At 72.2% G+C, this 20641-nt stretch carries 18 protein-coding genes, 1 tRNA gene and 3 pseudogenes; 16 read left to right on the forward strand and 6 right to left on the reverse strand.

The features are described from left to right. Positions 1–51 precede the first annotated feature (51 nt). Positions 52–2790 (reverse strand): pyruvate dehydrogenase (acetyl-transferring), homodimeric type, encoded by a 2739-nt coding sequence (gene aceE, locus ACZ6NZ_RS30405; RefSeq protein WP_465861281.1) that lies wholly within the window; start codon positions 2788–2790, stop codon positions 52–54. A gap of 178 nt (positions 2791–2968) precedes the next feature. Between aceE and ACZ6NZ_RS30410 the strand changes: the two genes are divergently transcribed. The 8 genes and pseudogenes from ACZ6NZ_RS30410 to ACZ6NZ_RS30445 all read left to right on the forward strand — a co-directional run bounded on the left by ACZ6NZ_RS30410 (position 2969) and on the right by ACZ6NZ_RS30445 (position 8616). Then, positions 2969–3439, forward strand: coding sequence for a hypothetical protein (locus ACZ6NZ_RS30410; protein WP_465861282.1), 471 nt, complete (start codon positions 2969–2971; stop codon positions 3437–3439). 26 nt (positions 3440–3465) lie between these two features. Then, on the forward strand, positions 3466–3870 hold the full coding sequence (locus tag ACZ6NZ_RS30415; protein WP_465861283.1) for a YjbQ family protein: 405 nt from the start codon (positions 3466–3468) through the stop codon (positions 3868–3870). 326 nt (positions 3871–4196) lie between these two features. Next, entirely contained in the window at positions 4197–4601 is a 405-nt protein-coding gene (locus ACZ6NZ_RS30420) for a MarR family winged helix-turn-helix transcriptional regulator (RefSeq protein ID WP_366609041.1), read from the forward strand. Positions 4602–4652: 51 nt separating this feature from the next. Next, positions 4653–5000, forward strand: a pseudogene (locus ACZ6NZ_RS30425) (transketolase); the annotation flags it as partial. A gap of 372 nt (positions 5001–5372) precedes the next feature. Then, positions 5373–7343 (forward strand): annotated as a pseudogene (locus tag ACZ6NZ_RS30430) (thiamine pyrophosphate-dependent enzyme); the annotation flags it as partial. Between the two features lie 112 nt (positions 7344–7455). Beyond that, positions 7456–7893, forward strand: coding sequence for a DUF3052 domain-containing protein (locus ACZ6NZ_RS30435; RefSeq protein ID WP_030330240.1), 438 nt, complete (start codon positions 7456–7458; stop codon positions 7891–7893). Positions 7894–8003: 110 nt separating this feature from the next. After that, positions 8004–8468 (forward strand): peroxiredoxin, encoded by a 465-nt coding sequence (locus ACZ6NZ_RS30440; protein WP_465861284.1) that lies wholly within the window; start codon positions 8004–8006, stop codon positions 8466–8468. Positions 8469–8544: 76 nt separating this feature from the next. After that, positions 8545–8616: transfer RNA gene (locus ACZ6NZ_RS30445), tRNA-Val, on the forward strand. Positions 8617–8748: 132 nt separating this feature from the next. Here the strand turns inward: ACZ6NZ_RS30445 and ACZ6NZ_RS30450 are convergent. Next, a complete protein-coding gene (locus ACZ6NZ_RS30450) occupies positions 8749–9336 on the reverse strand; it encodes a TetR/AcrR family transcriptional regulator (protein ID WP_465861285.1) in 588 nt (195 codons plus the stop codon). An 84-nt stretch (positions 9337–9420) separates the two neighbouring features. Between ACZ6NZ_RS30450 and ACZ6NZ_RS30455 the strand changes: the two genes are divergently transcribed. The 3 genes from ACZ6NZ_RS30455 (at position 9421) to ACZ6NZ_RS30465 (ending at position 10748) form a co-directional block, all read left to right on the forward strand. Then, the gene (locus ACZ6NZ_RS30455) at positions 9421–9837 is read left to right on the forward strand and encodes a nuclear transport factor 2 family protein (protein ID WP_465861286.1); all 417 of its coding nucleotides are present in this window, start codon (positions 9421–9423) and stop codon (positions 9835–9837) included. Next, positions 9834–10037, forward strand: a complete 204-nt coding sequence (locus ACZ6NZ_RS30460; RefSeq protein ID WP_465861287.1) for a heavy-metal-associated domain-containing protein — start codon at positions 9834–9836, stop codon at positions 10035–10037. Before ACZ6NZ_RS30455 ends, ACZ6NZ_RS30460 begins: the two co-directional genes overlap by 4 nt. A gap of 228 nt (positions 10038–10265) precedes the next feature. Continuing rightward, positions 10266–10748 (forward strand): hypothetical protein, encoded by a 483-nt coding sequence (locus tag ACZ6NZ_RS30465; protein WP_465861288.1) that lies wholly within the window; start codon positions 10266–10268, stop codon positions 10746–10748. A gap of 26 nt (positions 10749–10774) precedes the next feature. Here ACZ6NZ_RS30465 and ACZ6NZ_RS30470 read toward each other — a convergent pair whose 3' ends face one another. Then, on the reverse strand, positions 10775–11518 hold the full coding sequence (locus tag ACZ6NZ_RS30470) for an SDR family NAD(P)-dependent oxidoreductase (RefSeq protein WP_465861289.1): 744 nt from the start codon (positions 11516–11518) through the stop codon (positions 10775–10777). Between the two features lie 236 nt (positions 11519–11754). On the opposite strand from ACZ6NZ_RS30470, the gene ACZ6NZ_RS30475 reads away from it, so the two are divergent. Continuing rightward, on the forward strand, positions 11755–12375 hold the full coding sequence (locus tag ACZ6NZ_RS30475; RefSeq protein WP_465861290.1) for an HAD-IA family hydrolase: 621 nt from the start codon (positions 11755–11757) through the stop codon (positions 12373–12375). A 6-nt stretch (positions 12376–12381) separates the two neighbouring features. On the opposite strand, the gene ACZ6NZ_RS30480 is transcribed toward ACZ6NZ_RS30475, so the two are convergent. Both ACZ6NZ_RS30480 and ACZ6NZ_RS30485 read right to left on the reverse strand, forming a co-directional pair. Beyond that, a complete protein-coding gene (locus ACZ6NZ_RS30480; RefSeq protein WP_465861291.1) occupies positions 12382–12975 on the reverse strand; it encodes a Pr6Pr family membrane protein in 594 nt (197 codons plus the stop codon). A gap of 9 nt (positions 12976–12984) precedes the next feature. After that, on the reverse strand, positions 12985–14295 hold the full coding sequence (locus tag ACZ6NZ_RS30485; protein WP_465861292.1) for a glycosyltransferase: 1311 nt from the start codon (positions 14293–14295) through the stop codon (positions 12985–12987). 123 nt (positions 14296–14418) lie between these two features. Here ACZ6NZ_RS30485 and ACZ6NZ_RS30490 point away from each other — a divergent pair, with 123 nt between their 5' ends. Beyond that, positions 14419–14898, forward strand: coding sequence for a GNAT family N-acetyltransferase (locus ACZ6NZ_RS30490; RefSeq protein WP_465861293.1), 480 nt, complete (start codon positions 14419–14421; stop codon positions 14896–14898). Between the two features lie 92 nt (positions 14899–14990). Next, positions 14991–16133, forward strand: coding sequence for a polysaccharide pyruvyl transferase family protein (locus tag ACZ6NZ_RS30495; protein ID WP_366608934.1), 1143 nt, complete (start codon positions 14991–14993; stop codon positions 16131–16133). Positions 16134–16141: 8 nt separating this feature from the next. Here ACZ6NZ_RS30495 and ACZ6NZ_RS30500 read toward each other — a convergent pair whose 3' ends face one another. Then, entirely contained in the window at positions 16142–16348 is a 207-nt protein-coding gene (locus ACZ6NZ_RS30500) for a hypothetical protein (RefSeq protein WP_030488784.1), read from the reverse strand. 82 nt (positions 16349–16430) lie between these two features. Here ACZ6NZ_RS30500 and ACZ6NZ_RS30505 point away from each other — a divergent pair, with 82 nt between their 5' ends. Both ACZ6NZ_RS30505 and ACZ6NZ_RS30510 read left to right on the forward strand, forming a co-directional pair. Beyond that, positions 16431–16949, forward strand: a complete 519-nt coding sequence (locus ACZ6NZ_RS30505; RefSeq protein WP_465861294.1) for a DinB family protein — start codon at positions 16431–16433, stop codon at positions 16947–16949. Positions 16950–18011: 1062 nt separating this feature from the next. Next, a pseudogene (locus ACZ6NZ_RS30510) lies at positions 18012–20636 on the forward strand (DEAD/DEAH box helicase); the annotation flags it as partial. Positions 20637–20641 lie beyond the last annotated feature (5 nt).

The following is a 20641-nucleotide window of genomic DNA, read 5'->3' on the forward strand; positions in this document are numbered from 1 at the left end:
CAGAGGGGCCCGGCGCGGATGCGCCGGGCCCCTCTGCGGTTCTGCTGGTTCTTAGCTGTCGCCGCCGGTCTCGCCGACCGGGGCGGCGTTGACGTCGTCGATCGCGTACTTCTTGGCGGCCTCGGCCGGCACCGTGGCCGGCACCGCGCCGCTGCGGGCGAGCTGCCGCAGCGTGGCCACCACGATCGACTCCGCGTCGACGTGGAAGTGCCGGCGCAGCGCGTGCCGGGTGTCCGACATGCCGAACCCGTCGGTGCCGAGCGACGTGTAGTCGCCGGGTACCCAGCGGGCGATCAGATCCGGTACCGCACGCATGAAGTCGCTGACCGCGACCTTCGGCCCGTCCGCCTCGGCCAGCTTCTGCTGGATGTACGGAACCTTCGCCTCGGCGCCCGGGTTGAGCAGGTTGTACTCCTCGGTCTCCACCGCGTCGCGGCGCAGCTCGGTCCACGAGGTCACCGACCAGACGTCGGCACCCACCCCCCAGTCCTGGGCGAGCAGCTGCTGGGCCTTGAGCGCCCACTGCATCCCGGTGCCCGACGCCAGCAGGTTGGCCTTCGGGCCGTCGACCTGAGGTGCCGGCGCGTAGCGGTAGATGCCCTTGAGCAGGCCCTCCACGTCCACGTCGGCCGGCTCAGCCGGCTGCAGCGTCGGCTCGTTGTAGACCGTCAGGTAGTAGAAGACGTTCTCCTGGGCCTCCCCGTACATCCGGTGCAGACCCTGCTCCAGGATGTGCGCGATCTCGTACGCGAACGCCGGGTCGTACGCCACCACCGCCGGGTTGGTGGCGGCGATCAGCAGCGAGTGCCCGTCCTCGTGCTGAAGGCCCTCACCGTTGAGCGTGGTCCGACCCGCCGTGGCACCGAGCAGGAAGCCCCGCGCCATCTGGTCGGCCGCTGCCCACAGCCCGTCGGCGGTCCGCTGGAACCCGAACATCGAGTAGAAGATGTACATCGGGATCATCGGCTCGTCGTGCGTGGCGTACGCCGAGCCGGCCGCGGTGAACGAGGCCACCGAACCGGCCTCGTTGATCCCCTCGTGCAGGATCTGCCCGGAGGTCGACTCCTTGTACGACAGGAACAGCTCGCGGTCGACCGAGGTGTAGCGCTGGCCGTGCGGCGAGTAGATCTTCGCGGTCGGGAAGATCGAGTCGAGACCGAAGGTGCGGGCCTCGTCCGGGATGATCGGCACCCAACGCTTGCCGAACTCCTTGTCCTTCATCACGTCCTTGAGCAGACGGACGAAGGCCTGCGTGGTGGCCACCTTCTGCTTGCCCGAGCCGCGCTTGATGTCGGCGAACCGCTCCGGGCCCGGGATGGCCAGCCGCTTCGTGCTGGTCCGCCGGGACGGCAGGTACCCGCCGAGCTGCTCGCGCCGCTCCTTCAGGTACGCCATCTCGTCGGACTTCTCGCCCGGGTGGAAGTACGGCGGCAGGTAGGGGTTGTCCTCCAGCGCCGAGTCCGGGATGTCCAGGTAGAGCCGGTCGCGGAAGGTCTTCAAGTCCTCCAGCGTCAGCTTCTTCATCTGGTGGGTCGCGTTGCGGCCCTCGAAGTGCGAGCCGAGGGTCCAGCCCTTGATCGTCTTCGCCAGGATGACGGTGGGCTGACCGGTGTGCTCGGTGGCCGCCTTGTAGGCCGCGTAGAGCTTGCGGTAGTCGTGCCCGCCCCGCTTGAGGTTCCAGATCTCGTCGTCGCTGAGCGGCTCGACCATCTTGCGGGTCCGTGCGTCACGGCCGAAGAAGTGCTCCCGCACGTACGCGCCGGACTCCGCCTTGTAGGTCTGGTAGTCGCCGTCGGTCGTGGTGTTCATCAGGTTGACCAACGCGCCGTCGGTGTCCGCGGCCAGCAGCGGGTCCCACTCACGACCCCAGACGACCTTGATCACGTTCCAGCCGGCACCCCGGAAGAACGCCTCCAGCTCCTGCATGACCTTGCCGTTGCCCCGGACCGGGCCGTCCAGCCGCTGCAGGTTGCAGTTGATCACGAAGGTGAGGTTGTCCAGCTCCTCGCGGGCGGCGACGCCGATGGCGCCGAGCGTCTCCGGCTCGTCCATCTCGCCGTCGCCGAGGAACGCCCAGACATGCTGCTGGGAGGTGTCCTTGATGCCGCGGTGCTGCAGGTACCGGTTGAACCGGGCCTGGTAGATCGCGTTCAGACCGCCGAGACCCATCGAGACGGTGGGGAACTCCCAGAAGTCCTGCATCAGCCGGGGGTGCGGGTACGAGGGCAGCCCACCACCGGGGTGCGACAGCTCCTGGCGGAACCCGTCGAGCTGGTGCTCGCTGAGCCGCCCCTCCAGGAACGCCCGCGCGTACATGCCGGGGGAGGCGTGGCCCTGGTAGAAGATCTGGTCGCCGCCGCCCGGATGGTTCTTGCCCCGGAAGAAGTGGTTGAAGCCCACCTCGTAGAGCGACGCCGAGCTGGCGAAGGTGGAGATGTGCCCGCCGACGCCGATCTCCGGGCGCTGAGCCCGGTGCACCAGCATGGCGGCGTTCCACCGGACGTAGGCCCGGATCCTCCGCTCGACGTGCTCGTCACCCGGGAACCAGGGCTCGCGCTCCGACGGGATGGTGTTGATGTAATCGGTGGTGGTCAGGGGCGGAACCCCGACCTGGCGCTCACGGGCCCGCTCCAGCAGGCGCAGCATGACGTAGCGGGCGCGTTTGGCGCCGCGTTCGTCGATGACACCGTCAAGCGACTCGACCCATTCGCTTGTCTCTTCAGGGTCGATGTCCGGAAGCTGGCTCGGTAGGCCGTCGCTGATCACCGGGCGCTTGCGTTCCGTAGCCACAGGCGTTCCCTCGGTTGTGTGTGGGATAGGTCTCTAGCGCCATCCTGCCCCCTGGTGGCACCCCTCGTCACGTCTAGGTGCCCCGGACGCGATGCTGAACACAGGTACCCGCCGGTAACTTAGCGCGACGACGCGGCGAAACCTGAGCGGTTTGACCGCCCGTCCTACCGTTGCCGCCATGAACGGACGCCGTGTCGCGGTCGCCGCGAGCATGATCGTTGTCGGGGTGGTTGGCCTGGTCATCGGCGCGGTCGCCCTCGCCTCCGGCAACCTGCCGATGGTCGGACTGGTGGCCCTCGGCGCCCTGGTGGCCGTGCTCGGCGCGGGCCTGCTGCGCGACGCGAGCCGAGCGGCCCGTCCGAGCGGCCAGGCCAGCGGCCGTCGCCGTCGTCCGGACCCGGGTGGCGGTGGGTACGGCTACCACCCGATGCCCGCCGGGGACGCCGGGAGCGGACACGTCGGCCGCCAGCGCGACGGCGACCACGACAACTCCGACGGTACGGAGTCGGCCGACAGCGGCGACTCCGGGGGAGGCTGGTCCGGCTGGGGCTGGTCCAGCGGTGACTCCGGCGGCGGCTGGTCCGGCAGTGACTCCGGCGGTGGCTGGTCCGGTGGCGGCGACTCCGGCGGCGGTGGCGGCAACTCCTGAGCTCACCCTGCGGCAGAATGCGACGCATGCGCAGCGACGTGATCACCGTCCAGACCGGGTCCCGGCCGACCGTGCGGGACATCACCGCGGAGGCCCAGCAGTTCGTCTCGGGCGAGGGCGACGGCCTGCTGCACGTCTTCGTGCCGCACGCCACCGCCGGCCTGGCGATCATCGAGACCGGGTCCGGGTCCGACGACGACCTGCTCAGCGCCCTGGACGACCTGCTCCCCACCGAGGACCGCTGGCGGCATCGACACGGCTCACCCGGCCACGGCCGCGACCACGTGCTGCCGGCGTTCGTCCCGCCGTACGCCACGCTGCCCGTGCTCGGCGGTCGCCTGGCGCTCGGCACCTGGCAGTCGATCTGCCTCGTCGACACCAACGGCGACAACCCAACCCGCCAAGTCCGCTTCTCCTTCCTCCCCGCCTAACCCACCCCCACGCCCCACCCCCACGCCCCACCCCCACGCCCCACGCCCCACCCCCACGCCCCGCCCCCACGCCGAATCTCGTCGATCTTGCACTTTCTGTCCCGACATAAGGTGCATCCCACTCGTAGAGGCAACCGAAACTGCAAGATCGGCGCGGAGGGGGCGCGGGCGCGCGGGGAGGGGCGCAGGGTGGGCGCGCGGGGAGGGGCGCGCGGGGGTGGGTTGGCGGGGGTGCTTTGTACTATGTGGTCGTGACGGGGCAGGGCGGGTCCGTGGTGGGCGGGCGGGCGGATCGGGCTGGTCTCGCCGGTGACGTGCTGCGCCGGATGGCCCACGTCAGCGACGCACTACGACACCGGCAGGGCAGCGCGTTCGCCGAGGTGGGGCTCACACCGGCGGCGGCCCGCGCGCTGCGGGAGCTGGACCCTGATCATCCACTGCCGGCCCGGGATCTCGCCGGTCAGTTGGGTTGTGACCGGTCGAACGTGACGGTGCTGGTCGACAAGCTGGAGCAGGCCGGGCTGGTCGAGCGCCGCACCGACCCGGCGGATCGGCGGCAGAAGACGCTGCTGGTGACCGAGGAGGGCCGCGTCGTGCGGGCCCGGGTGATCGAGGTGATGTCCGACTCCCGACTCCTGTCCGGGCTGAGCGACGGGGAGCTGCGTACCCTTCGTGACCTGGTCTGGAAGGTGTCCGACGGCGGCTTCGCGGAGCCCTGCGGGCCACAGTGAGCGTGACCCTTCCGGCCGTGTCCCACTGGGCGAGCGGAGCTTCCGTCGGTAATGCTGTCCGACGTGACCACCCCGCAAGATCTCGACGACCGGTTCCGGGAGACGCTGGCGGCGCTGCCGGCCGCCGAGCGGCGGCGTGACCCCGCCGACCCGGTCACCGACGACGCCCCGCTGACCGGCGGGCAGGTGTTGGACCTGTTCGACGCGCAGGTGACCAGCCGGCAGCTCGACCTGGCCGGCCGCTGGTTGCGCAGCTTCGGGGAGGGTTTCTACACGCTCGGCTCCGCCGGGCACGAGGGCAACGCCGCGGTCGCCGCCGCGCTGCGTCCCACCGATCCGGCGCTGCTGCACTACCGCTCGGGTGCCTTCTACTGCCTCCGGGCCGCCCAGGCCGCTGCCGACCCGGCCCTGGCTCCGGCGGACCCCACCCGGGCCACCGTGGACCCCTCCGGGGCCACTGCGGACCCCTCCCGGGCCGCCGCTGACCAGGCGTCGGCCGCTGGCCTGGGCCGAACCGTCGACTCCGACCAGGCGTCGGCCGTTGGCCTGGGCCGAACCGTCGACTCCGACCAGGCCTCGGCCGCCGGCCGGGGCCGAACTGTCGACTCCGAGCGGTCCGCCCCGGCGGAAACTGTCGACTCCAGACCGTCAACCGGCACTCAGCCGACCGTCGACGACGCACCGACCCGTGATCCCGACGCCGAGCCGCGGCTGTCCGGATCGGAGCCGGCCGGGACCGGACAGGCCCCGGCCGCCAACGGGTTCGCGGCGTACGCCGACGCGGCCCGGGACGTGCTGCGCGGAATGGTCGCGTCCAGCCTCGAACCGGTCGCCGGGGGACGGCACAAGGTGTTCGGGCGAGCCGACCTGGCCGTCGTGCCGACCACCTCGACCATCGCCTCGCACCTGCCCCGCGCGGTCGGGATGGGACTGGCAGTGGAGCGGCTGCGCCGGCTCGACAGCGCCGGGCGGCGTACCGGTGCCGGGATGCGGGTCGGCAGCGGCGCGGGCGCCACGCACGCCCCCTGGCCACCGGACGCCATCGTGGTCTGCTCCTTCGGCGACGCCTCGGTCAACCACGCCAGCGCCACCGCCGCCTTCAACACCGCCGGGTGGTACGACCACGCGGGGCTGCGGATTCCGGTGCTCTTCGTCTGCGAGGACAACGGGCTGGGCATCAGCGTCCGCTCGCCGGAGGGCTGGGTCGAGGCGACCCTGCGGGCCAAGCCGGGCATCCGCTACTTCAGCGCGGACGGAGCCGACCCGGTGCGGACGTACGAGGTGGCGGCGGAGGCCGCGGCCTGGGTACGCCGCAACCGGCGGCCGGCCGTGCTGCACCTGCGCACCGTCCGGCTGATGGGGCACGCCGGGGCGGACGCGGAGTCGGCGTACCGGGGCCCGGCCGAGCTGGCCGCGGACCTGGACCGGGATCCGGTGGCCGCCACCGCGCGGCTGCTGGTCGACGCCGGCGTGGCGACCGGCGAGGAGCTGCTGGCCCGGTACGACGAGACCGGCTGGCAGGTACGCCGGCTGGCTGAGGAGGTGCTGGGCGAGCCGAAGCTGGCCTCCGCGGCCGACGTGGTGTCGGCGCTGGCCCCACGTCGTCCGGTGCGGGTGGCGCGGGCGGTGGCCGACGCTGCGGCGCGCGCCAGTGGGCCGCAGGCGGGCGCTCGCGCGGAGGCGTTCGGCGGCAAGCCGCCGGAGCTGGCCGGACCGATGACCCTGGCGCAGAGCATCAACGCCGCGCTCGCCGACGGGATGCTCGACCACCCGCAGATGGCGATCTTCGGTGAGGACGTGGCCGCCAAGGGCGGCGTGTACGGGGTGACGAAGGGGCTGCGCGACCGGTTCGGGGCGGCCCGGGTCTTCGACACCCTGCTCGACGAGACGTCGGTGCTCGGGCTGGGCCTCGGTGCCGGGCTGGCCGGGATGCTGCCGGTGCCGGAGATCCAGTACCTGGCGTACCTGCACAACGCCGAGGACCAGCTGCGCGGTGAGGCGGCCACCATGCGGTTCTTCTCGCAGGGGGCGTTCCGTAACCCGATGGTGGTGCGGGTGGCGGGTCTGGCGTACCAGGAGGGGTTCGGCGGGCACTTCCACAACGACAACTCGGTGGCCGTACTCCGGGATGTGCCCGGTCTGGTGGTCGCGGTGCCGGCGCGGCCGGACGATGCCGCGCCCATGCTGCGGACCTGCCTGGCGAGCGCGGCGGTGGACGGCAGCGTCTGCGTATTCCTGGAGCCGATCGCGCTCTACCACACCCGCGATCTGTACGCGGAAGGTGATGGTGAGTGGTTGGCCGGCTATCCGGAGCCGGGCGAATGGGTGGCCGGGCACGTGCCGATCGGGCGGGCCCGGGTCTATCAGGTCGGCTCGGCCGACGACCTCACCATCATCACCTTCGGTAACGGGGTGCGGATGTCGCTGCGGGCCGCGGCCGTCCTCGCCGAGGAGGGGGTGGGCACCCGGGTGGTGGATCTGCGCTGGCTGGCTCCGCTGCCGGTGGCCGACATCATCCGGGAGTCCTCGGCGACCGGCCGGGTGCTGGTGGTGGACGAGACGCGCCGCTCCGGCGGGGTCGGCGAGGGCGTGATCGCCGCGCTGGTCGACGCCGGATATGTCGGAGCCGCGCGTCGAGTGGCGGGAGTTGACTCGTTTGTACCATTAGGTCCGGCAGCACGTCACGTACTGGTCTCCGCTGACGCCATTACCGACGGTGCCCGTACGCTGCTGGCACGGTAAATTCCGTTCCACCCGGTGCGCCACTTGCGCGCAGCCCAACAACTGTGTGGACTTTGCCTGACGGCGTCGCACCGACGCCGCGAGCAGGGACGAGATGAGGAGGCACGCGACAGTGAGCGCGACCGCTGGTCAGGCCGCCGACGGGGTACGCAGCCTGGCGGACCGGTTCGGGATCGAACCGGGGATGGTCGTCATGGAGATGGGGTACGACGACGACGTCGACCAGGATCTCCGAGACGCCCTGACCGACCGCTGTGGAGATCTGGTCGACGAGGACACCGACGAGGTGGTCGACGCGGTGCTGGTCTGGTACCGGGACGGCGACGGTGACCTTTTCGAGCTGCTCGTCGATGCCCTCGGCCCGCTGGCCGACAACGGCGTCGTGTGGCTGCTCACCCCGAAGGCGGGGCGTGAGGGGCACGTCGAGCCGAGCGAGGTCGCGGAGTCCGCGCCCACCGCCGGCCTCCAGCAGACCTCGACCGTCAACGCCGGCCGGGACTGGAGCGGCGCGCGTCTGGTGCTGCGTCGAGGTGCCAAGGCCAAGAAGTAGCCAGCGCCGCTCCGCTCGCCCGACGGTCCGCCCACCGTCGGGTGGCCGGCTGGTGCCGTCCCCCGCCCCGACGCCGTCGCTGGCGTGGCCGAGCAGCGAGGAGAGTTCGTATGCCCATCGAGGTTGGTGCCGAAGCACCCGACTTCGTGCTCAAGGACCAGAACAACCAGGAGGTCCGCCTCTCGGACTTCCGGGGCAGGCGCGTCGTGCTGCTGGTGTTCTACCCGCTCGCCTTCACCGGCACCTGTCAGGGCGAGTTGAGCGAGGTGCGCGACAACCTCGGCGAGTACGTGAACGACGACGTCCAGGTACTGACCGTCAGCGTCGACTCGGCCTACAGTCACAAGATCTGGGCCGACCGTGAGGGCTACCAGTTCCCGATGTTGGCCGACTTCTGGCCGCACGGCGCCGTCGCTCAGGCGTACGGGGTCTTCAACGACGTGGCCGGCTTCGCCAACCGGGGCACCTTCGTCATCGACAAGACCGGAGTGGTCCGCTTCGCCGAGATGAACGGCCCGGGCGAGGCCCGCGACCAGCAGGGCTGGCGCAAGGCCATCGCCGAGACGACCACCTGACCGGGGTACGCCGTGCGCCCGGGTCGGTGGCGGGCAGGTAAGCTTGCCAGCCACCGGCCCGCCACACGGGCGATCCGGGCGCGTAGCTCAGTGGGAGAGCACCCGCCTTACAAGCGGGGGGTCGCAGGTTCGAAACCTGCCGCGCCCACCCTTCACCATCTGCCGAAAGCCAGCCGCGTCGAAGCAGCGCCGGCTCGCCTTCAACGGCGAAGATGTCGCACTGCTGCGTCTAGTGGGACGGCAGGAAGAGGCCCGACCTGCCGGTGGTGCTCGCACCTGGTCATGCGCCGGGACGCAGCATCCTGATCAGGGCGGTACGCAGCGCCTCGGTGGCCTCGGCCGGAGACATGCGGCCGGCGTCGACCTCCTCGCCCGCGGCATGGCCGAGTTTGATGGTGATCGTAGCCAACCAGCCGGCTGGCAGTTCCTTGTCGAACTCGCCGCTCGTCTGACCGCGCCGAATCACGCGATTGATCCGTTCGGCGACCGGTGCGTGGCGTTCTTCGTCGACGTTCGGGCTCACCGGAAGTGACGCGATCTGCTGGATGAGCGCCGGATAGCGTCCGGCGGTCTGGGCGCCGGCTTCGAGGACGCGGATCAGCGCCTCCGTGGCGGATCCGTTGTCGGGGTCGGCGGCGTCCATCGCGGCGACGGCCTCGTCGGTGATCCGTCGTACGACGGCCGCCATCAGCTGCTCACGGGACGGGAAGTGGGCGTAGACGGTTTGCCGGGTCACGCCAGCGGCGCTGGCGATGGCGTCGAGGCTCGCGTCGGGCTGCGCGTCGAGTAGTCGGACTGCCGCGTCGAGGATCGCGCTGCTGTTGCGGCGCGCGTCGGCACGTCGGTGGCGGTCTGCTGAGCCGGTCATCTCTTACGCCTTGTCAAAGTTGTTGGCGGGCGATAATTTACAAGCTGTAAAGATTCATACCTCGCGGGCTGATCGGTGGGTGGCATGAACGGTCTTGAGGGCGTCAATCCGAAAGAGTTCATCGAAAACTTCTTCACCTCTTTCATGGACGACCTGGTTCGCGGCGACGAGGATCCGGCGATGGTCGTCGACCGTTACCACACGCCCGACATTGTGCAGTTCGCCGACGGCAACCTGATGGACCGCACCAAGCTCATCGCGCACAGCCGCCCGGCGCGGAAGCATCAGACCGACGCCCGGTGGGAGGTACATGAGGCGATAGCAGATGGCAATCGGATCGCCGCCCGCTACACGCTGCACTTCCAGACCTCGAAGCGGGCAGGCAGTGTGGAGGTTTACTTCTTCGGGCAGTTCGCAGTCGACGGGCGAATGCGTCGGGCGCACATGCTCACCCGTTCGGTTCCCGTCGAGGCCGGCAGCCACGGGCGGGTGGCGATGTGAGCGTCCAGACCTATCGCGTCGTCGGCATGGCCTGCGGGCACTGCGCAGGCTTCGTCACCGACGAGATCGAGCGAATCCCCGGCGTGACCGCCGTGGTGGTGGATGTCGAAAACGACACCGTCACGGTGAACAGTGCCCGCGTCCTCGACATCGTCGACGTGCGGGCCGCGGTCGAGGAGGCGGGCTACGAACTGCCCTGACGCCTGAAGGCTGACGCGCCGCGTCGCGGCCGTGCAACACATCCCCTCGGGGCGCCGTGACTCGTTAACCTCGAACTCCAGTCGGTGGACGGGCTTACCGGCGAGGACCCGCCGCGCTGATCACCGGAACCTGTCCACGGCGTCACGACGCCTGGCGGGTCGGTCCTCACCCGAGGCGGCCGGTCGGGCCGTACGGCATCGGTGGCGCTTGATGCTTATCATCGCCGCATGCCAACACGTGAACGTCGGCCGGTGGGTGACTGGGCGGGAATCGCCGGGGCAGTCTTCACCGCCTTGTCCGCCGGGATCGCCGTCGGAGCCTGGCTGTTCCCGCGAACGCCGGCACCACCAGGCTCCGACTCCGCGCAGGGTGCCGGAGCTGAGACCGCCGAGTCGGGCGTCAACCTGGAGGCGCTCTGGCTGTACTTCGCCTTCCTGGCGCTCATCGGAATCGCGTACCTGCTGTTTCACCGCACCGGCCGACCTGAGCCGGCCGCGCTGTGGATGGTCACGGCTGGCATCGCATACGAGATCGCGTTCTGGGACCTGATGAGCGTCGGAGGCCGGGTCGCATCGATCGCGGCTGTCGTCCTCATCTTTCTCAGCCCCGTCACGGCAGCGGACATGGCAGAGCGCGAAGCGCGCGAGGCGCAGGCCCGCCAGGAGCAGTCCGACCAGGCATCTGGAGACGCGCTGTCCCCGCCGAACTAGGAGCCTTGCCACGCCGCCCGGATGTCTCAGCTGGTGAAGCCGCCGTCCACGTTGACCACGGCACCTGTCACGTAACTGGCCTCGGGGCTGGCCAGGTGCGCGACGGTGGCCGCGATGTCGGCGGGGCGTGCGTACCGGCCGACGGCGGTGAAGCCGCTGATAGCCGCCGCGTTCGGTCCGTCCGCCGGGTTGGCGTCGGTGTCCGTCGGCCCGGGGTTGACCAGGTTGACGGTGATGGCCCGTGGGCCCAGTTCACGGGCCAGGCCGCGGGTCAGCCCGACCAGGGCGGTCTTGCTCATCGCGTAGAGCGTCAGCCCGGGAAAGACGGCCCGCTCACCGACGTTGCTGCCGATGCTGATGATCCGTCCGCCGTCACCCAGGTGCCGCAGGGCCGCCCGCGCGGCGACGTACGGTGCCCTGATGTTGACCGCGATGGTCTGCTCCACCTCTGCCGAGCCGAGCTCGTCCAGGGCGCCGACCTGGAACACCGCGGCGTTGTTCACCAGGATGTCCAACCGGCCCAGTTCGCCGGCCGCCCGGTCGACGGCGCTCCGTACGGCAGCCGGGTCGGCGCCGTCCGCCTGGATCGCCAGCGCTCTGCGGCCCAGCGCCTCGATCTGCTTCACCACGATGGCGGCCCGCACGGCGTCCTGCCGGTAGGTGAGCGCCACGTCGGCCCCGTCCTGTGCCAGGCGCAGTGCGATGCCGGCTCCGATGCCTCGGGAGCCGCCGGTCACCAGGGCGACCCTGTCGTTGAGTGTCGTCGTCATGCACACGATCATCTGGCCGCGCCGACCGTGCGTCTGGCGGGCATCGGACGTCTCGCTCCGAACGCCAGGTCCGATACCCGCGATCCTCGACGGCCTGCCAACCCGGTGGGTCACCATGATCCGCGCACCTTCACGGATGCTGCTGCCTCACCAGGCGACGAGGCAGCAGGATCACCGAAGTTGCGCGGATCTTGCGAGGTGGGGGAGGGTGGGGCTAGCGATCGGGGAGCGTGGCGGTGGAACTGGCGGGCATTGGCGCGGTGCTGTTCGACATGGACGGCACCCTGGTCGACTCGGACGCCGCCGTTGAGCGGGCCTGGGAGCGGTGGGCGGCCGAGTACGCCGTCGACCCGGCCACGGCGCTGGCGATCGCGCACGGCAGCCCGGCCGACCGGACCGTCCGCCGGCTGCTGCCCACGCTCGACGACAGCGCGGTCGCCGCCGCCGCGGCACGACAGCTCGCGTTGCAGTACGACGACCTGTCCGACGTGACGGCCACCCCCGGGGCGCACGAGCTCTTGAACGCGCTGGCCCGGCTGGGGTTGCCCTGGGCGGTGGTGACCAGCGCCGACGCGCGGCTCGCCGAGGCCCGGCTCGGTGCCGCCGGCATCAAGGCGCCGGTGCTCGTCACGGTGGAGGACGTCAGCGTCGGCAAGCCGGACCCGGAGGGCTACCTGCGGGGCGCGGCGCTGCTGGGCGTACCCGTAAGGCGGTGCCTGGTCGTCGAGGACGCCGAGGTCGGCCTGCGGGCCGGTCGGGCTGCCGGGGCGATGACCGCCGCGCTGAAGGGCCTCGACGGCGACCTGCGTCTGCGCGACCTGGCCCAACTGGCGCACCACCTGGATTCGACGCCCTGACCACTGTCAACCAACGCGCCGTCGCGTCAGGCGGACCGCGGTCAGGGCGATCAACAGCAGGGTGACGCCGAAGAGCAGGGCGTTGAGGGCCACGGTGGGGTACCCGAGTCGGGGTACGTCGAGGAACGGGTAGAGGTAGCGGCCCTCGGCCCCGTGCAAGGCGCCCCGGACCAGGATCACCGTCAGCCACAGCAGCGGGTAGCCGAGCAGGCTGACCGCGTACGCCGGACGCAGCGCGGCCCGGGGTCGGTGGTTGAGCCACTGCGCGGCGGCCAGCGGCGGCACCACGGCGTGCAGCAGCAGGTTGCCGGCGTCGGAGACCAGTCCCCGCGCCTCGGGGTTCGCCACCATCGCGTAGCCGCTCCACGGGTTGGCCAGGACGAGGACGAAGACCACCGCGGTGCCGACGAGGTAGACGGTGAGCGCGGTACGCACCCGGTCGCCGCACCCCGCCAGCAACACCACCAGGTAGGCGAGGTCGACCTGCACCGTGAAGTAGAAGAGCAGCTCGACGGGCTTCTCGCGGGCGGCGATTCCGGCGAGGGTCAGCCCGACGGCGAGCACCAGCGCGGTGCTCACCCGCAGGACCCGGTCGGCCACCGGCGGACGCTACCACCGCCGCATCGATGAACGCCACGACGAGCGGTCGCGCCTGGTCTGCGGGGCCGGGTCGGCTGGTCGCGGCGACCCCGTGTCACCTCGTCGCGCCTCGGGGGTGGCAGCGCCTTCCGCCGGGCCGCCGGGTGTCAGCGACGCGTACAGCGTGACGAGCTCGGCCAGATAGCGCTCCGCGGACCAGTCCGTCGCCGCCGCCCGGCCGTTCCGGATCACGGCCTCGCGCACCTCCCGCTCGGTCAGCAGCCGGGTGAGCAACGCCCCGAACGCCGCCGGACTGGGCTCGGCGACCGGTCGGGCGGTGCCGGTGCCCGGCCGCTCGGCGAGCTGAGCGTCCACGATGGCCACCGGTAGTCCGTACGCCTCGGCCTCGGCGAGCACCAGGCCCTGCGTGTCGGTGGTGGAGGCGAACGCGAGCACGTCCGCCGCCCGGTAGTAGGCGCCGACCCGGTGCCGTGGCACCGGACGGAGCAGATGCAGCGAGCCGGTGACGCCGTACCGGCGGGCCATCCGGCGGACCGCGAGCCGGTGCCGGCGGGCCCCGAGCAGCACCAGCCGGGCGGCCGGCAGCTCGCGGCGGACCCGGGCGAACGCGGCCAGCAGCAGCTCAGGGTTCTTCTCCGGCGTGGCCCGTCCGACAGCGAGCAGCACCGGCGCATCCGCCGGGATGCCCAGTCGGGCCCGCAGCCGCCGCCGGTCGTCGGCGTCGGCGTGCGGCGCGGCGGCCGGGGTCGGCAGGACCAGGATCGGGGTACGCCCCGCCATCGCTCGCATAGTCGCCGCGGTCTTCGTCGAAGGGGCGATCAGGACGGTGCTGTGGGCCAGCAGGGTTCGCCCGAGCGCCGCCAGTCGGGCCTGTCGACCCGGTCCGGGACGGGCGAGCGCCCACAGATCGCCCGCCCGCCAGCGCAGGCCCAGCCGCAGGCCGGCGTAGGCGGCCCCGATCGGGACCTCCGGGTAGTGCGCGGCGTACGCGACGAGGTCGGTGTGCCAGGTCAGCACGGTCGGCACCCGACGGGTGGCGGCCCACCGCAGGCCGGCGACGCCGAGCGGGCCGGTGGTGTGCACGTGCAGCACGTCGACCGGTGCGCTGGGCGGCCGGGGCAGCGCCAACCGGTACGGCCGGGTCGGCACCGACAGCGAGGGCACCTCGCCGGGTCGGCGGCGCCACCGCCACAGTGGGCCGGGGCAGTGCAACGCGACCCGGTGCCCGGCGGCGCGCAGCAGCGCGACAGTGGTGCCGACCGAGGTGGCCACCCCCTCCGGGTTGGTGAGGTGGCTGTCGCTGACGTGGGCGATCCGCACGCTGCCATCGTCGCCGGCCCGCGCACCCCCCGGCCGTGCCGTCCGCGCCGGGCGGCGAAACAGTTGGCGTGGCCGGGCCGGTTCTGCTGCACTACCGGCTCGCGACGACGAAGGGGAGACGCGGTGGAGTTGACGTTGACGCCGATGACGGCACAGGAGTTGGACCGGCTGCTCGGAGCACTGCAACAGGGGTACGCCGACGACCTGGTGGCGCACCGGGGGATGACCCCGCAGGCGGCCCTCGACCGGTCGGTCAGCCAGATCCGGGAGTCGCTGCCGGCGGGCGCGGCCACCGAGGGGGCCCTGCTGCGGGTGGGCCGGGTCGGCGACACCGAGGTCGGCTGGATCTGGGTGACCCTGCCGACGGCAGCCGCCCCGGACCAGGCCTGGATCCACAACATCGAGGTGCACGAGGAACACCGGGGACGCGGGTACGCGCGCCGGATGATCCAGCTCATCGAGGCCGAACTCACCCAACACGGTGTGCCCGAGCTGGGTCTGAACGTCTTCGGTACGAACTCCGTGGCGATCGGCCTCTACCGCAGCCTGGGCTTCGAGGTCACCTCGCAGCAGATGGCGAAACGCCTCACCCCGGGGACCTGAGCCGGCGACCCCGGGGGACGGGTCCCTTCGGCAGGACTGTTCACCCGCCCAGCGGGAAACCGGCGCGGACCGCACCTGGGGAGGAGCGACGGATGACGCACGGCGCCGGACTGACCATCGGTGTGCTCGGCTCGTACGGTGGGCGAAACCTCGGCGACGAGGCGATCCTCACCGGCCTGCTCACCGATCTGCGTACGCAGGAACCGAACGCCCGGATCATCGTCTTCTCGCGGAACCCGGCGCACACCCGGGCCGCCCACCCCGATGTCGAGGCGGTGCCCTGGGAGGGCGTGAGCCGCACCGACTCCGCTCTGGTCCTGGCCCAGCTCGACCTGCTCATCCTGGGCGGCGGCGGCATCCTGTACGACCGGGAGGCCCGCCGCTACCTGCGGGTGGTCCGGGTGGCCCAGGAACGCGGCCTGCCGCTGATCACGTACGCGGTGGGGGTCGGGCCGCTCAGCGAGGGGGTGGACACCGGCATGGTCCGGGAGACGCTCTCCAGCGCCACCCAGGTGACCGTCCGGGATCAGGAGTCCCGGATGGTGCTGGAGGAGGCCGGCCTGCTCAACCCGATCACGGTCACCGCGGACCCGGCGTTCCTCCTGCAACCGGAGGAGTTCCCGACCCACCTGTTGGCCGAGGAGGGGGTGCCGGTCGGCAAGCGCCTCGTCGGGATCAGCGTGCGGGAGCCGGGCCGGGCCGCCGAACGCCTCGACGTGGACGGCTACCACCGGCTGCTGGCCCAGATCGGTGACTTCCTGGTGCACCGGATCGACGCGTACGTGCTGTTCGTGCCGATGGAGCGCGACGACATCCGGCACTCCCACGGCGTGCTGTCGCACATGGTCGCCGCCGATCGGGGGCGGATCCTGCACGGCACCTACTCACCGCAGCAGGTGCTGGGGTTGATGCGCCACTTCGACCTGGCCGTCGGCATGCGCCTGCACTTCCTGATCTTCGCGGCGATGGTCGGTACGCCGTTCCTGCCCCTGCCGTACGCCGGCAAGGTATTCGACCTGGCCCAACGACTCGGCGTGCCGGCGCTACGCGGCGTGGAGCGGGAGGTCGAGGGCCCGTTGCTGGCCGAGGTCGACCGGCTCTGGGACGAGCGGGAGCAACGCGCCGAGGCCACCGCACGACGGGTGGCGGAGGTGTGCGATCAGGCCCGGGGCACCTCGGAGGTCACCCGGGGTGTGCTGGAGAGCCTGCGCAGCCAGACCCTCACCCGGGTCTGAACCGGCTGTCACACCGCCGGGCCGGTCCACCGGTAGCGCCACTCGCGGGCCTCTTCGCGGGCGGTCTCCAACTCGTAGATCTGCGCGTCGGCCAGCCCACCGGAGCCGAGGTGATGGTGGGTCAGCGGCGGACGGCCGTTGCTGTCCAGTTCGACGGTGATGGTCTGCCCGTCCGCAGTGCCGCCGACGAGAAGGATCTGCACGGATGAAGCCATGCGCCCATCCTGCCCGGCCGAGCGCCGGCCCGCAGCGGATAGCGGGGCAGCGGGGGGTCCGGCCGGTGGCTAGGGTCGGCGGATGGAGCAGACGATCGATCCCTCGCTCGGTCCGGTGCTCGCCCGCACCGGCGACGAACGTGCCGTCCTGACCTCGTTCCTCGACTTCCATCGGGCCGTGCTGCTGCGCAAACTGCGCGGTCTCTCCGATGCCGACGTCCGACGCCGGCTGGTGCCGTCGGCGACCACGCTCGTCGGGCTGGTCAAGCACCTGACCCTGGTCGAGCGGAACTGGTTCCCGACCCTGCTGGCCCCCGAGCCCGGCGACGTCTACCTGACCTCCGAGGAGGACGCGGTCGCCAGCTTCACGCTGAGCGAGCAGGAGACCGTCGTCGGTCTCACCGAGGCGTACGAACGGGCCTGCGCCCGCTCCCGGGCCGTCGCGGCGAGCATCGACCTCGACCATGTGGTGCCGCACCCGCAACTCGGTGAAGTGTCACTGCGCTGGATTCTGGTGCACATGATCGAGGAGACGGCCCGGCACGTCGGCCACGCCGACATCCTGCGCGAGCTGACCGACGGCGAGGCCGGCGCCCTCTGACACCCACGCCGCCCCCCACGCCCGCCCTCGCCCCCGCCCCCCACGCCCACGCCCCACGCCTCTCCGCGATCTTGCACTTTCTGCGGTGACAAAAGGTTCATTGCTCGCAGAACGTCGACAGAAAGTGCAAGATCGCGCGAGTGCGGCGATGGGAGCGGATCGCCGGCGGGTGGGCCGCCTATCCTGGGGGCGGGCGGCGAGTAGGGGGAGCAGGTGCTGGTCATCCACGGGCTGTGGCTGCCCGGCGGCAGTTCGACCGGCGGCCTCGCCGTCTGGGCCGAGGACAGCGCCGCACCGATCCCCGCTCCGCGTTCGGGCCGGCCGGCCCGGGAACGCCCGCATCCCTTCGCCGCCGGGCACACCGACCTGGCCGCCGTCCTCGCCGACGCCGCCGAGCCGAGCCGGCCGGACACCGCGCTGCTCACCCTGCCCACCCTGGCGGGCGCGCCGACCGACTCACCCGAACTGATCCGGACCACCGTCGCACCTGCGGCCCGCGGTCGGCTCACACTCGCCGGGTGGCGGGTCCCCACCCTGGTGTACGCCCCGGACGACGCGCTGTCGCTGCTGCAAGCCCTGGACGACATCCCGGCGGTGGCCGGGGCCACGCTGCGACACCTCGCCGAGCTGGCCGACTTCGCCGCCGACCTGGTGACCCGTGGCCGCGTCCTCCCCGGCGTGCGTACGACGACGGCCGACCGGCGGCCCGCGACGGCGAGCAGCCGCCAGAGTGCGCCCGCCGCTGACGTGTCGGTGGCGTCCGGCGCTGCCGCGCAGGCGGTGTGGCGTCCGCTGCTGACCGGCACCGACGCCGCCTGGGCGCGTTCGCTGGCGCTGGCCCTGCCACCCGCCGCCCGAGCCACCGTCCTGCCGCCCGCCGCCGAGCCGCCCGCCGCCGAGCCGCGCGCCGCCGAGCCGCGCGCCTCCGGGCCGCGCGCCTCCGGGCCGCGCGCCGCCGAGCCGCCCGCCTCCGACCTGTCCGCCGCCAAGCTGACCGCCTCCGGGCTGACCACTGTCGAGCCGCCCGCCTCCGAGCTGACCGCCGCCGACCTGGTCGCGGATGCGCTGGACGCGCTGACCGACGCCGCCGCGCGGGCTGCGCTGGCGACCACCACGCTGGCTCGGGGGCTGCGTCCAGGAGGTCCGGCACCGGCCTGGCTGGCCGCGCTCGCCGGCCCGCAGCGGGACTTCACCATCGACCCCGCCGGGCTGGCCACCCTCTCCGCCGAACTGGACGCCTGGCAGCGCGACGCCGCCGGTGGTCCGGTGCGGGCCAGCTTCCGCCTTGTCGAACCGGCCCCCGACGAGATCACCGAGCCGATCCTGGCCACCCGGGCGGTGCCCGCCGGCGGCCTGCCCGCACCCGCCGACAGCGTGCCGGCACCCGCCGACAGCGTGCCCGCACCCGCCGACAGCGTGCCGGCACCCGCCGCCGGCGGCGTGCCCGTGCCCGCCGGCGGCATACGCGCGCCCGCGCCCGCGCCCGCGCCCGTGCCCGCCGACAGCGCGCCTGTCTCGGTCGGTGCCGGGCGCTGGCGGTTGGAGTTCGGGTTGCAGGCCGCGGACGAGCCCGGCCTGCACGTCGACGCCGGGGACATCTGGCGAGCGCCGCAGACCCTCGGCGGCCTGGTTGGCCGGACGACCAGTCCGCAGGAGACGCTCCTGGCCGAGCTGGGCCGGGCCAGTCGGCTCTGGCCGGATCTGGACGCCGCGCTGCGTACCGCCGCCCCGGAGGCGATGGACCTCGACGTCGAGTGGGCGCACCGGTTCCTCAGTGCGGGTGCCCCGGTGCTGCACGCGGCCGGTTTCGGGGTGCTGCTGCCGTCCTGGTGGCAGCGTCCGTCGGCGCGACTGGGTGCCCGGTTGCGCGCGCGTAGCCGCACCGCTCCGGGCACCGTGGGTGGCGCCGATGCCGGTGTCGGTCTGGACGCCCTGGTCGACTACCGCTGGGAGATCGCGCTCGGTGACCAGCCGCTCTCCGCCGAGGAGTTGGCGGCGCTGGCCGAGACGAAGACCCCGTTGGTACGGCTGCGCGGCCGGTGGGTGGAGCTGGACCCGGGGCGGCTCGCGGCGGGGCTGCGTCTGCTCCGCTCCGCGGGCGAGCTGACCGTCGCCGACCTGCTCCGCCTCGGGCTGGCCGACGGCGAGGCCACCGGCGAGCTGCCGGTGCTGGAGGTGACCGCCGACGGAGCGCTGGGCGACCTGCTGGCCGGCGCTGTCGAGCGGCGGCTCACCCCGCTGGACCCGCCGCCGGGCTTCCGGGGGACGCTGCGGCCGTACCAGCAGCGGGGGTTGGCCTGGCTCGCCTTCCTGCGCTCACTCGGTCTGGGCGGTGTGCTCGCCGATGACATGGGGCTGGGCAAGACGGTGCAACTGCTCGCGTTGCTGGCCGGGGACCCACCGGAGGCCGGGCCGACCCTGTTGGTCTGTCCGATGTCGCTGGTCGGCAACTGGCAGCGGGAGGCGGCCCGGTTCACCCCCGAGCTGCGGGTGCACGTACACCATGGTGCCGAGCGGGCGCGGGGGGCGGAGTTCACGGCGGCCGCGCACGGCGCGGACCTGGTCCTCACCACCTACTCGGTGGCCGCCCGCGACGCCGCCGACCTGGCCGGCATCGACTGGCACCGGGTGGTGGTGGACGAGGCGCAGGCGATCAAGAACGCGTCGACCCGGCAGGCCGAGGCGGTTCGCGCGCTGCCCGCCCGGCAGCGGGTGGCGGTGACCGGTACGCCGGTGGAGAACCGCCTCGCCGACCTCTGGTCGATCATGCAGTTCGCCAACCCGGGTCTGCTCGGGCCGGCCGCGACGTTCCGCAAACGGTTCGCCGAGCCGATCGAGCGGCACGGCGACGCCGAGGCCGCCGAGCGGCTCCGCCGGATCACCGGCCCGTTTGTGTTGCGCCGGCTCAAGACCGACTCGTCCATCATCTCCGACCTGCCGGAGAAGCTGGAGATGGAGGTGCTGTGCAACCTCACCGCGGAGCAGGCCGCGTTGTACCGGGTGGTGGTCGACGACATGCTCGCCCGGATCGAGACCAGTGACGGCATCGAGCGACGTGGTCTGGTGCTGGCCACCATGACCCGCCTCAAGCAGGTCTGCAACCACCCCGCCCAACTGCTGCGCGACGGTTCGGCGCTGGAGGGCCGCTCCGGCAAGCTGGCTCGGCTCACCGAGATCCTGGAGGAGGTGCTGGCGGCGGGGGAGCGGGCACTGCTGTTCACCCAGTACGCCGAGTTCGGCGCGATGTTGCGTGGTCACCTGTCGGCGCGGTTCGGCCGGGAGGTGCTGTTCCTGCACGGTGGCGTCGGCAAGGCCGAGCGGGATGCCCTGGTGCAGCGTTTCCAGTCCGCGGAGGGTCCGCCGCTGTTCGTCCTCTCCCTCAAGGCCGGCGGCACCGGGCTGACCCTGACCGCCGCGAACCACGTGGTGCACGTGGACCGGTGGTGGAATCCGGCGGTCGAGGACCAGGCCACCGACCGGGCGTTCCGGATCGGGCAGCGCCGACGGGTGCAGGTGCGCAAGTTCGTGTGCGCCGGCACCGTCGAGGAGAAGGTGGCCGCGATGATCGCCGACAAGCGCAGCCTCGCCCAACGGGTGGTCGGCACCGGCGAGCAGTGGATCACCGAGCTGTCCACCGGCCAGTTGCGGGACCTGTTCGCCCTGGAATCCGGCGCGGTGGTGGAGTGAGCGAG

It is taken from the genome of Micromonospora sp. NPDC047756 (assembly GCF_055587245.1).

What these genes read in the sequence shown, in the direction of transcription:
- ACZ6NZ_RS30410 (WP_465861282.1), top strand. Translation starts at nt 2,969, where the DNA reads ATGAACGGACGCCGTGTCGCGGTCGCCGCGAGCATGATCGTTGTCGGG.
- ACZ6NZ_RS30415 (WP_465861283.1), top strand. Translation starts at nt 3,466, where the DNA reads ATGCGCAGCGACGTGATCACCGTCCAGACCGGGTCCCGGCCGACCGTG.
- ACZ6NZ_RS30420 (WP_366609041.1), top strand. Translation starts at nt 4,197, where the DNA reads ATGGCCCACGTCAGCGACGCACTACGACACCGGCAGGGCAGCGCGTTC.
- ACZ6NZ_RS30440 (WP_465861284.1), top strand. Translation starts at nt 8,004, where the DNA reads ATGCCCATCGAGGTTGGTGCCGAAGCACCCGACTTCGTGCTCAAGGAC.
- ACZ6NZ_RS30450 (WP_465861285.1), bottom strand. Translation starts at nt 9,336, where the DNA reads ATGACCGGCTCAGCAGACCGCCACCGACGTGCCGACGCGCGCCGCAAC.
- ACZ6NZ_RS30455 (WP_465861286.1), top strand. Translation starts at nt 9,421, where the DNA reads ATGAACGGTCTTGAGGGCGTCAATCCGAAAGAGTTCATCGAAAACTTC.
- ACZ6NZ_RS30465 (WP_465861288.1), top strand. Translation starts at nt 10,266, where the DNA reads ATGCCAACACGTGAACGTCGGCCGGTGGGTGACTGGGCGGGAATCGCC.
- ACZ6NZ_RS30470 (WP_465861289.1), bottom strand. Translation starts at nt 11,518, where the DNA reads ATGACGACGACACTCAACGACAGGGTCGCCCTGGTGACCGGCGGCTCC.
- ACZ6NZ_RS30495 (WP_366608934.1), top strand. Translation starts at nt 14,991, where the DNA reads ATGACGCACGGCGCCGGACTGACCATCGGTGTGCTCGGCTCGTACGGT.
- ACZ6NZ_RS30500 (WP_030488784.1), bottom strand. Translation starts at nt 16,348, where the DNA reads ATGGCTTCATCCGTGCAGATCCTTCTCGTCGGCGGCACTGCGGACGGG.
- ACZ6NZ_RS30505 (WP_465861294.1), top strand. Translation starts at nt 16,431, where the DNA reads ATGGAGCAGACGATCGATCCCTCGCTCGGTCCGGTGCTCGCCCGCACC.